We start from the raw sequence: 9819 nt of genomic DNA, 5'->3' as shown, positions 1-9819 counted from the left end.
CTGCCCCCTCTCCCCTCGCGGGAGAGGGTTGGGGAGAGGGGGCGCTTGCACGGGGCAGTGCCTGTTCACCCCCTCTCCCCGGCCCTCTCCCGCACGGGGAGAGGGAGCATCAGCATCCCGCTCGAAACGCTGGTGAAAGTTCAAGCAAAATTCCGCCCCAGCGCTTATCTAAAAAGCGTCTGCAGCTATTATTTTTGCAGCAAACCCTGCTATCGCGGCAAAAACAGCAGCCAGTACACCAGCAACAGGTTCACCAGCACGCTCACCGCCAGCGCGATCTTCCACACGGCGGTGGCGTCGCGCTGCATCAGCGGCTGCTGGCCGGGGGCCGATAGGGGCCGGGACGCGCCGCGCTCCAGCGCCAGCAGCATTTCCTCGGCGGTTTCGAAGCGTTGCGCGCGGTGGCGCGCCACGGCCTTCAGCGCGACGTGGTCAAGCCAGATGGGCACGCCGGGGTTGTGGCGGCTGGGGGCCACGGGGTCGCGGTGGTAACGCCCCAGCTGGTACTGCACCACCTCGCCATAGGGCAGGCGGCCGTGGCTGAGCAACTGGTACAGCGTGACGCCCAGGGCGAACAGATCGCTGCCCGCGTCGGGCAGCTGCCCTTCGGCGTCGCCGCCGCGCTCATAGCCCGGCCATTGTTCGGGGTTCATGTAGCTGGGGGTGCCCGCGTGCAGGCTGCGGGTGGCTTCAGGCTCGCGGCCCGACAGGGCCACGCCCAGGTCCAGCACGCGCAGCACGCCGTCGTCGCCCAGGTGCAGGTTGTCGGGCTTGATGTCGCGGTGCACCACGCCCTGGCGGTGCAGCCAGCCCAGCACCTGCGCGGCCTGCATGACCAGCGACACCGACTGCGCCACCGACAGCGGCTGCTGGCCGCGCAGGCGCTGACCCAGGGTTTCACCGGCGTGCCAGTCGTACAGCAGGTAGAACGCGCTGGCGCCGGGCGGCAGGTCGTGTGCGGTCGCGGCATTCGGGGCCGGGGCCCCGGTGGGCCCGGTGTCCGGGGGCCAATTGTTGAGCCGCGCCAGGTGCACGGCGGCGTGGCCGGACTGCATGCGCCGCGCCACCCAGGCCTCGTGCGCCAGCGTGGCGCGCTCTTCGGCGTCGTGCGCGCGGGCGGGCACCAGGGTCTTGAGCGCATAGAGGCGCTGCGTGGGAGGGTGGCGCACCTGGTAGATGCGATGGATGCCGCTGTCGGCCACCAGGGCCGTCACCACCAACCCGTCCACGCGGTCGCCCACCTTGAGCAGGGGCAGCACCGGCAGTTGTCGGGCGCGGCGGGACTCGTCCTGCAGCGTGGCTTCCTGCGCGCCCTGCACGCGCACCACCAGCGCGGTGGCGTTGTCGCTGCTGCCCCGGCGCAGCGCGGCCTGCACCAGCTCTTCGCTCAGCGCCTGGGCAGGCTGGCTGCCGTTGCGCAGCAGCTGGCGCAGCTCGCGTTCGGGCAGGCTGCCATGCACGCCGTCCGAGGCCAGCACAAACAGGTCGCCGCTGCGCACCTCGCCCTGGCTGTAGTCGACCACCACATGGTCGTCCAGACCCATGGCGCGGGTGAGCTGGTGGGCAAAGTCGCGCTGCGACATCACGTGGTCGGCCGTCAGCAGCTGCAGCCGCCCCTCGCGCAGCAGATAGGCCCGCGTGTCGCCCACATGCGCCAGGGTGTACGACTGCCCGCGCAGCACCAGCGCCGTGACGGTGGTCAGCCCCACGGCCGGCTGGCGGCGCCGGTTCATCGACGCGAGCCAGCCGTTGTGTGCGCTCAGCACCCGGTCCAGCGCCACGGTGGTGTCCCAGGTCTCGGGCGTGGCGAAGTAGTCGCTCATCAGCGTGTTCACCGTGGTCTGCGCCGCCTCGCGGCCATTGCCCCCCGCGCTCACGCCATCGGCAATGGCAGCCACGCAGCCCCGCTCGCGTTCGCGGCCCTGCCCGGCCACCAGTGCGGCGAAGTCTTCGTTCACTTCCTTGCGTCCGGCCTGGGAGGTCAGGCCATGGTCCAGTTCAAAGCTCATGCACCAGCTCCACGCATGTTTCGTGCCCAAGGTGGTGCATGGCGCCCGGCCATGCACCCATCCGGGCACGGAGGGCGTGCGCCAGACATGTGCGGATTGTGCTCAAGGTCCGCACAACACACGGCCTTGTCGCCACCCCATCAACTCCCGGCCATCGCCTGAGAGCCCTGTGCGGCCCCGTTCAGGCCCTGCGGCTGCGGCCCTCCAGGGGGTGGCCCGGGTTCAGTGCACGCCGCCGCTCGGCGTCTGGCATGGGCATTGCTTGCCACAGGCGCAACGGCCCAGTCGGGGCCACGCAGCCCATCGGTGCAAAGGCGCACGGGCGGGCTGCAAGGACGATGGCGTCCCCACGTGCGGTTTCGAATCGATGTCGAAGCCCCACCGTGTGGACGCCTTTTTTGTTTGTTTTCGCGCAGCCGAGGCTGACCGGTCGGACTGACGGGCTGACGGGCTGACGGATGAACGAACGGAGTGGATCACGATGAAAAAGCTCAAGCTGGTGATGGTGGGGAACGGCATGGCCGGCGTGCGCACGCTGGAAGAGCTGCTCAAGATTGCGCCCGACCTGTATGACATCACGGTGTTCGGCGCCGAGCCGCACCCCAACTACAACCGCATCCTGCTGTCGCCAGTGCTGGCCGGCGAGCAGACGCTGGACGAGATCATCCTGAACGACCGGCAGTGGTATGCCGACCACCACATCACGCTGCACACCGGCTTTACGGTGACCGACGTGGACCGCGTGCGCCGCACGGTCACGGCCCGGGGCGCGGCGGGCGAAACCCTCACCGCCGAATACGACCGGCTGATTCTCGCCACGGGGTCCAACCCTTTCATCCTGCCCATTCCGGGCAAGGATCTGCCGGGCGTGCTCGCCTACCGCGACATTGCCGACACCCAGGCCATGATCGAGGCCGCCGCCACCTACCGGCACGCGGTCGTCATCGGCGGCGGGCTGCTGGGGCTGGAGGCCGCCAACGGCCTCATGAAGCGCGGCATGCAGGCCACCGTGGTGCACGTGGCCAACACGCTGCTGGAACGCCAGCTGGACGACGTGGCCGGCACGATGCTGCAGCATTCGCTGCAGGAGCGGGGCATGCAGTTCCTGCTCAATGCACAGACGCAGGAGCTGGTCGCCGGCCCCGACGGGCGTGTGGCGGCCGTGAAGTTCAAGGATGGCACCCAGGTGCCGGCCGACCTGGTCGTGATGGCCGTGGGCATCCGCCCCAACACGGCCCTGGCCGAGAAGATGCGCCTGCATGTGAACCGGGGCATCGTGGTCAGCGACACGCTGCAGACCGTGACCGATGCGCGCATCTACGCGGTGGGCGAATGCGCGGCGCACCGCGGCATCGCCTATGGCCTGGTGGCGCCGCTGTTCGAGCAGGGCAAGGTGCTGGCCAACCACCTGGCCGAGATGGGCATCGACCGCTACAAGGGCTCGCAGACCTCGACCAAGCTCAAGGTCACCGGCATCGATCTGTTCAGCGCCGGTGACTTTCAGGGCGGTGAAGGCACGGAGGAGATCGTGATGAGCGACCCCATGAGCGGCTCGTACAAGAAGCTGGTGATCAAGGGCGACAAGCTGGTGGGTGCCTGCCTGTATGGCGACACGGTGGATGGCAGCTGGTACTTCGAGCTGCTGCGCGAAGGCCGCACGGTGGACGAGATCCGCGACCTGCTCATGTTCGGCCCCGCCAGCGCGCAATGACGCAGCGCCTCGTTGTTTCTCACCGTCCCACCCCCCGCCGCACGCGCCACGAGTCCACCATGACAGCGACCCACACCCATCCCCTTCAAGCGCCCCACACCCACGCGCTGCCGCGCCGCACCCTGCTGGCGGGCGCGGGCGCCACGGTGGCTGCCGCATGGGGTCTCGCGCTGGCTCCCCGGGCTGCGCAGGCCCAGGTCGCCCACCTCAACGACGCGATCAACAAGGCCGGCCGCCAGCGCATGCTGAGCCAGCGCATGGGCAAGGCCTGGCTGGCGCTGGTGCACAAGGTGCAGGAGCCCGCCGCGAAACAGGTGCTGGAGCAGTCCGTCGCGCTGTTCGAGCGGCAGCTGTCCGAACTCAAGGCCTATGCGCCCAGCGCTCCGATCCGCGACACCTACGGCCAGCTCGAAGCCGCGTGGTCCACCCACAAGGCTGCGCTGCTGGTGGGAGCCCCCGCGCTCGCCAACGCACCCGCCATGCTGCAGGCCGACGCCAAGGTGCTGGCCCTGGCCCACCAGGGCACGGTGCAGTACGAATCGGCGTCGGGCAAGCCCGTGGGGCATCTGGTCAACGTGGCCGGGCGCCAGCGCATGCTCAGCCAGCGCATGGCCAAGTTCTACCTGGCGGCGCAGCTGCCGGTGGACGCGCCGGCCGCCATCACCGAGATCGGCCGGGCGCGCACGGAATTCGTCGCCGCCATGGACGTGCTGCGCAAGGCCCCCGAGGCCACCGACCGGATCCGGCAGGAGCTGCAGCTGGCCGACGGCCAGTGGGTGTTTTTCGACGCCGCCCTGCAACGCATGCAGAACCATGGCGCGACGGCCAACGTGGCGCGCCAGCTGTCCGACGTGTTCGTCGCCAGCGAAAACCTGCTGGCCAGCATGGACCGGGTGACGGGGCTGTATGCCGCGCTCGCCGCGTGATGCCGCGCCGATGTGCCGCGCCAAGCCGCCCATGATCCGACCGGCCCCTGAGCCCACCCCGGCCACAGCAACCTGAACCACCACAACAACACAGACCACGAGCGCGCCATGCAAGAAACCCAATCCACCTGCCCCTACTGCGGCGTAGGCTGCGGCGTGATCATTGAAAGCGACGGCAGCCAGATCACCGGCGTGCGCGGCGACCCGTCCCACCCCGCCAACTTCGGCCGCCTGTGCACCAAGGGCTCCACGCTGCACCTCACCGCAGCCCGGCCCATCGCGCTGCAAACCCGCCTTCTGCGCCCTCTGCACAGGGCGCAGCGCGACGCCGCCGCCCTGCCCGTGCCGTGGGACACCGCGCTCGGCATGGCTGCCGACCGCTTTGCCCGCACCATCCGCGAACACGGCCCGGACGCCGTCGGTTTCTATGTGAGCGGCCAGCTGCTCACCGAGGACTACTACGTCTTCAACAAGCTGTCCAAGGGCCTCATCGGCACCAACAACATCGACACCAATTCGCGCCTGTGCATGAGCAGCGCCGTGGCCGGCTACAAGCAGACACTGGGCGCCGACGCGCCACCCGCCTGCTATGACGACGTGAACCACGCGCAGTGCCTGTTCATCGTGGGCAGCAACGCGGCCTGGGCGCACCCCATCCTGTTCCGCCGCATCGAAGACGCGCGCGCCGCCAACCCGGGCATGAAGATCATCGTGGCCGACCCGCGCCGCACCGACACCGCGGGCATGGCCGACCTGTTCCTGCCCCTGCAGCCCGGCAGCGACGTGATGCTGTTCAACGGCATGCTGCACCTGATGCTGCGCGAAGGCTGGCTGGACGCGGGCTACATCGCCGCCCACACCACGGGCTTCGACGCGCTCGAGGCGCTGGTGGCCGACTGCACGCCCGAGCGCGTGGCCGGGGTGTGCGGCATTTCGGTGGCCGACCTCACCACGGCGGCGCGCTGGTTTGCGCAGTCCAAGGCCACGCTCAGCCTCTACTGCCAGGGCCTGAACCAGAGCACGAGCGGCACGGCCAAGAATGCGTCGCTGATCAACCTGCACCTGGCCACGGGGCAGATCGGCAAGCCCGGCGCCGGCCCCTTCAGCCTGACGGGGCAGCCCAACGCCATGGGCGGGCGCGAGGTGGGAGGCCTGGCCAACCTGCTCAGCGCCCACCGCGACCTGGCCAACCCGCAGCACCGCGCCGAGGTGGCCGCCCTCTGGGGCGTGCCCAGCGTGCCCGAGCGGCCCGGCAAGACGGCGGTGGAGATGTTCCAGGCCGCGGCCGATGGCGAGATCAAGGCCCTGTGGATTGCCTGCACCAACCCCGCGCAGAGCATGCCCGACCAGGCCACCGTGCGCCGCGCCCTGCAGCGCGCCGAGTTCGTGGTGGTGCAGGAGGCCTTTGCCACCGCCGCCACCTGCGGCTATGCCGACCTGCTGCTGCCCGCCACCACCTGGGGCGAGAAGACAGGCACCGTCACCAACAGCGAACGCCGCATCTCGCGCGTGCGCACCGCCGTGCCCGCGCCGGGCGAGGCGCGGCACGACTGGGCGATTGCGGTGCAGTTTGCGCGCCTGCTGGAGGCCCGGCTGCGCCCGGGTGCGACCACGCTGTTCCCCTACACCACCGACAACGCCGACGAGGGTGCCGAAGCGGTGTGGAACGAGCACCGCGAAAGCACACGCGGGCGCGACCTCGACATCACGGGCCTGTCGTGGCAGCTGCTGGACACCGCAGGCCCGCAGCAATGGCCGCTGCCGGCCGACCCAGCCACGCCCCCCGACGAGAGCGGCGCGCCTGCGCTGTCGGTGCCCGCCCAGGGCAAGGCGCGGCTGTATGAGGACGGCGTGTTCCCCACCGCCGATGGCCGTGCGCGTTTTGCCGCCCACGCCTTCAAGCCGGTGGCCGAGCCCCGCGAGTCGCGCTACCCGTTCAGTCTGACCACGGGCCGCCTGCGCGACCAGTGGCACGGCATGACCCGCACCGGCCAGCTGGGCCGGCTGTTCGGCCACGTGGCTGAGCCCAGCGTGCAGATGCACCCCGACGACATGGCGCTGCGGCAGCTGGCCAGCGGCGACCTGGTGCACGTGACCAGCAAACGCGGCTCCATCGTGGTGCCCGCCGTCGCCGATGCCACGGTGGGCCCGTCGCAGGCCTTCATGGCCATGCACTGGGGCAGCGAGTTCCTGAGCGGCAGCTCGTCCACCGGAGAGCGGCTGGCCGGCGTGAATGCCATCACCACCTCCGCCTATTGCCCCACGTCCAAGCAGCCCGAGTTGAAGCACGCGGCGGTGAAGATCCTGAAGGCCGAGCTGCCCTGGACGCTGCTGGCCATGGCCTGGCTGCCCGAGGGCCACGCCCAGGCCACGCGCGAAGCACTGGCCGAGCTGATGGCGCAGTTTCCGTTTGCCAGCTGCGTACCCTTCAGCAACAACACGCCGCTGGACCAGCCCGGCCGCGAGCGCATGGGCGTGCTGCTGCGCGCCGCCGCCCACGAAGCGCCGCCCGATGCCACGCTGGAGCGCATCGAGCAGCTGCTGGGCCTGGATGGCGCCGACACCCAGCGCTATGCGGACAAGAAGCGCGGCCAGCGCCGCGCCGCCCGCCTGGCGCGCAAGCCCGATGGCGCCGCGACGCTGGAGGGCGTGGTGCTGGCGGGCAACACCAGCGCCGAAGGCTGGCTCAAGACCCTGCTGCAGGAAGAGCTGCCCGCCCAGTCGTACGGCCGCCTACTGCTCGTGCCCGGCGCCAAGGCGCCCGTGGCCGTGCAGTCGCGCGGCAAGCCGGTATGCACCTGCTTCAACGTCACGGACGCCGCCATCACCACCGAGCTGGCCCGCTGCCACGGCACCGACGAGGACCGTCTGGCGCAGCTGCAGGGCACGCTGCGCTGCGGCACCAACTGCGGATCGTGCGTGCCGGAGCTCAAACGCATGGTGCGGATGACCGGGCCGCTGGCAACCAAGCCGGTTGCGCAGGCCGCCATATAACCAAAAGTTGGCAGGTTTACCGGAAAATATGCACTGAACACCCCCCGAGATCTCCGGACTTGTGCAACAGGGCGCTAGTGTCCCGAGTTAGAAGTTCGTTTCATAAAGATGTCGAGAATCGCCGCCATGCGGCGTTGCAAATCCTCGCGATAGCTACGGCTATCGCTGTGGTTTGCGCCTTGCCTGACAACGATTTCGACATCTTTATTTTTTCAACGAACTTCTAACTCGGGACACTAGCAAGGCATTGCGGCGCAGACAGTACGTGCGTACGGCAAGCCGCAATAACGCCGCTGGAGCCCTGTTTCACAAGTCTCACCACCAAGAACCATGGCCATCGCTCAGTACATCAAGGAAATAGGCCGCGGCGCGCGCGGCGCCAAGCCGCTGTCGCGCGAGCAGGCTGCCGACCTGTTCGGCCAGGTGCTCGATGGGCAGGTGAGCGACCTGGAGGTGGGCGCGTTTTGCCTGGCCATGCGCATCAAGGGCGAGACGGCCGAGGAGATGTGCGGTTTTCTGGACGCCACCCACCAGCGCCTGACCGAGCTGCCGGCCACCGACCGCCCGCTCATCGTGCTGCCCAGCTACAACGGCGCGCGCAAGCTGCCCGTGCTCACGCCGCTGCTGGCACTGCTGCTGGCGCGCGAAGGCCTGCCCGTGCTGCTGCATGGCATGCGCACCGAGGCGCGCCGCATTTTGGCCTCTGATGTGCTTCTAGCGCTTGATGTGCCTGACTTGACAGCTCCTGAAACGATAGCAAACGGCAGCGTGCGGCACATCCACACCCAGCATCTGCATGCGGGGCTGGCGCGCCTGCTGGCCGTGCGCGAGGTGGTGGGCCTGCGCAACCCGGGCCACAGCGTGGTCAAGCTGATGAACCCGTGCGCGGGGCCGTCGGTGGTGGTGACGGCCTACACACACCCGGAGTATTTCGAGATGCTGCAGGCCACCTTCCGCACGCTGGGCATGACGGCCCTGCTCTCGCGCGGGCTGGAGGGCGAGGTGGCCACCGACCCGCGCCGCACGCCGCGCTACGACGGCTTTGTGCACGGCGCGCACGCAGTGCTGGACGCACAGCAGCCCGGCACCGCCAGCGAAGTGCCCGGCCTGCCCGCCGAGATCGACGTGGCCACCACGGCGGCGTACACCCGCCGCGTGCTGGCGGGTGAGCTGCCCATCCCCCCCGCCATTGCGCGGCAGGTGGAACATATCTTGCACCTTGCTGATCGCACTACCGAACAGCCCGATCTGGAGACAACCCCATGAACCGCCCCACGCCGTCCCACCCCGTGCCCGCTGCGTACGCAGGCGGCCGCTGCACCCTGGTGGGCGCGGGCCCTGGCGACCCGGACCTGCTCACCCTCAAGGCGCTCAAGGCCATTCAGGCAGCCACCGTGCTGCTGGTGGACGACCTGGTGAGCGACGCCATCGTGGCGCATGCCTCGCCCACGGCCCGCATCGTGCATGTGGGCAAGCGCGGCGGCTGCAAGAGCACGCCCCAGGCCTTCATCGAAAAGCTGATGCTGATGGCCGTGAACGAAGGCGAGAACGTGGTGCGCCTCAAGGGCGGCGACCCGTTCATCTTTGGCCGGGGCGGCGAAGAGGTCGAACACTTGCGCGCTGCCGGCGTGCAGGTGGACGTCATCAACGGCATCACCGCAGGCCTGGCGGGCCTGACCTCGCTGGGCGCGCCGCTCACGCACCGCGAGCACGCCCACGGTGTGGTGTTTGTCACCGGCCACGCCAAGCCCGGCGACGCCGGCACCGACTGGCGCCAGCTGGCCGCCACGGCGCGCGATGCCAAGCTCACACTCGTGATCTACATGGGCGTGAGCGGCGCCGCCACCATCGAGCAGGAACTGCTCACGGGCCTGCCCGCCGACACGCCCGTCGCCGTCATCCAGCACGCCAGCCTGCCGCAACAGCGGCACGCCGTGACCACCCTGGGCGCGCTGCACGCCACCATCACCCGCGAAGGGCTGGCCAGCCCTTCGGTGATCGTGGTGGGCGATGTGGTGCGCGGCGTCGCGCTGGCCACGCAAGACGTTGGCGCAGCGCCGCTGCAGGCCCGGCGGGCGGGCTGAGCACACAAGACCTAGGGATGTCCTGCATAACCCTCGCGAGTGCGTGGTAGTGCGGATCGGGATGGGCCGCAAGGCGTCTTTTTGCAGCCAATAGC

General features: G+C 69.5%; 5 protein-coding genes and 1 pseudogene. 5 read left to right on the top strand and 1 reads right to left on the bottom strand.

From position 1 onward, the window contains the following. Positions 1-209 precede the first annotated feature (209 nt). Entirely contained in the window at positions 210-2009 is a 1800-nt protein-coding gene (locus ACOQFS_RS03520) for a protein kinase domain-containing protein (protein ID WP_421561580.1), read from the bottom strand. Between the two features lie 481 nt (positions 2010-2490). On the opposite strand from ACOQFS_RS03520, the pseudogene ACOQFS_RS03515 reads away from it, so the two are divergent. The 5 genes and pseudogenes from ACOQFS_RS03515 to cobA form a co-directional block, all read left to right on the top strand. Continuing rightward, positions 2491-3702 (top strand): annotated as a pseudogene (locus tag ACOQFS_RS03515) (NAD(P)/FAD-dependent oxidoreductase); the annotation flags it as partial. Between the two features lie 77 nt (positions 3703-3779). Next, positions 3780-4646 (top strand): type IV pili methyl-accepting chemotaxis transducer N-terminal domain-containing protein, encoded by an 867-nt coding sequence (locus ACOQFS_RS03510; RefSeq protein ID WP_421561579.1) that lies wholly within the window; start codon positions 3780-3782, stop codon positions 4644-4646. A 108-nt stretch (positions 4647-4754) separates the two neighbouring features. Next, positions 4755-7640 (top strand): molybdopterin-dependent oxidoreductase, encoded by a 2886-nt coding sequence (locus tag ACOQFS_RS03505; protein ID WP_421561578.1) that lies wholly within the window; start codon positions 4755-4757, stop codon positions 7638-7640. Positions 7641-7970: 330 nt separating this feature from the next. After that, complete coding sequence (gene ybiB, locus ACOQFS_RS03500; RefSeq protein WP_421561577.1) at positions 7971-8906, top strand: DNA-binding protein YbiB; 936 nt, start codon at positions 7971-7973, stop codon at positions 8904-8906. Continuing rightward, positions 8903-9724, top strand: coding sequence for a uroporphyrinogen-III C-methyltransferase (gene cobA / locus ACOQFS_RS03495; RefSeq protein WP_421561576.1), 822 nt, complete (start codon positions 8903-8905; stop codon positions 9722-9724). Before ybiB ends, cobA begins: the two co-directional genes overlap by 4 nt. Positions 9725-9819 lie beyond the last annotated feature (95 nt).

This window comes from Paracidovorax sp. MALMAid1276, assembly GCF_049198005.1.
Taxonomy (GTDB): domain Bacteria; phylum Pseudomonadota; class Gammaproteobacteria; order Burkholderiales; family Burkholderiaceae_C; genus Acidovorax.
The sequence above is the reverse complement of the archived record's forward strand: the minus strand, read 5'-3'. Positions and strand labels throughout refer to the sequence as shown.

What these genes read in the sequence shown, in the direction of transcription:
- ACOQFS_RS03505 (WP_421561578.1), top strand. Translation starts at nt 4,755, where the DNA reads ATGCAAGAAACCCAATCCACCTGCCCCTACTGCGGCGTAGGCTGCGGC.
- ybiB (WP_421561577.1), top strand. Translation starts at nt 7,971, where the DNA reads ATGGCCATCGCTCAGTACATCAAGGAAATAGGCCGCGGCGCGCGCGGC.
- ACOQFS_RS03520 (WP_421561580.1), bottom strand. Translation starts at nt 2,009, where the DNA reads ATGAGCTTTGAACTGGACCATGGCCTGACCTCCCAGGCCGGACGCAAG.
- ACOQFS_RS03510 (WP_421561579.1), top strand. Translation starts at nt 3,780, where the DNA reads ATGACAGCGACCCACACCCATCCCCTTCAAGCGCCCCACACCCACGCG.
- cobA (WP_421561576.1), top strand. Translation starts at nt 8,903, where the DNA reads ATGAACCGCCCCACGCCGTCCCACCCCGTGCCCGCTGCGTACGCAGGC.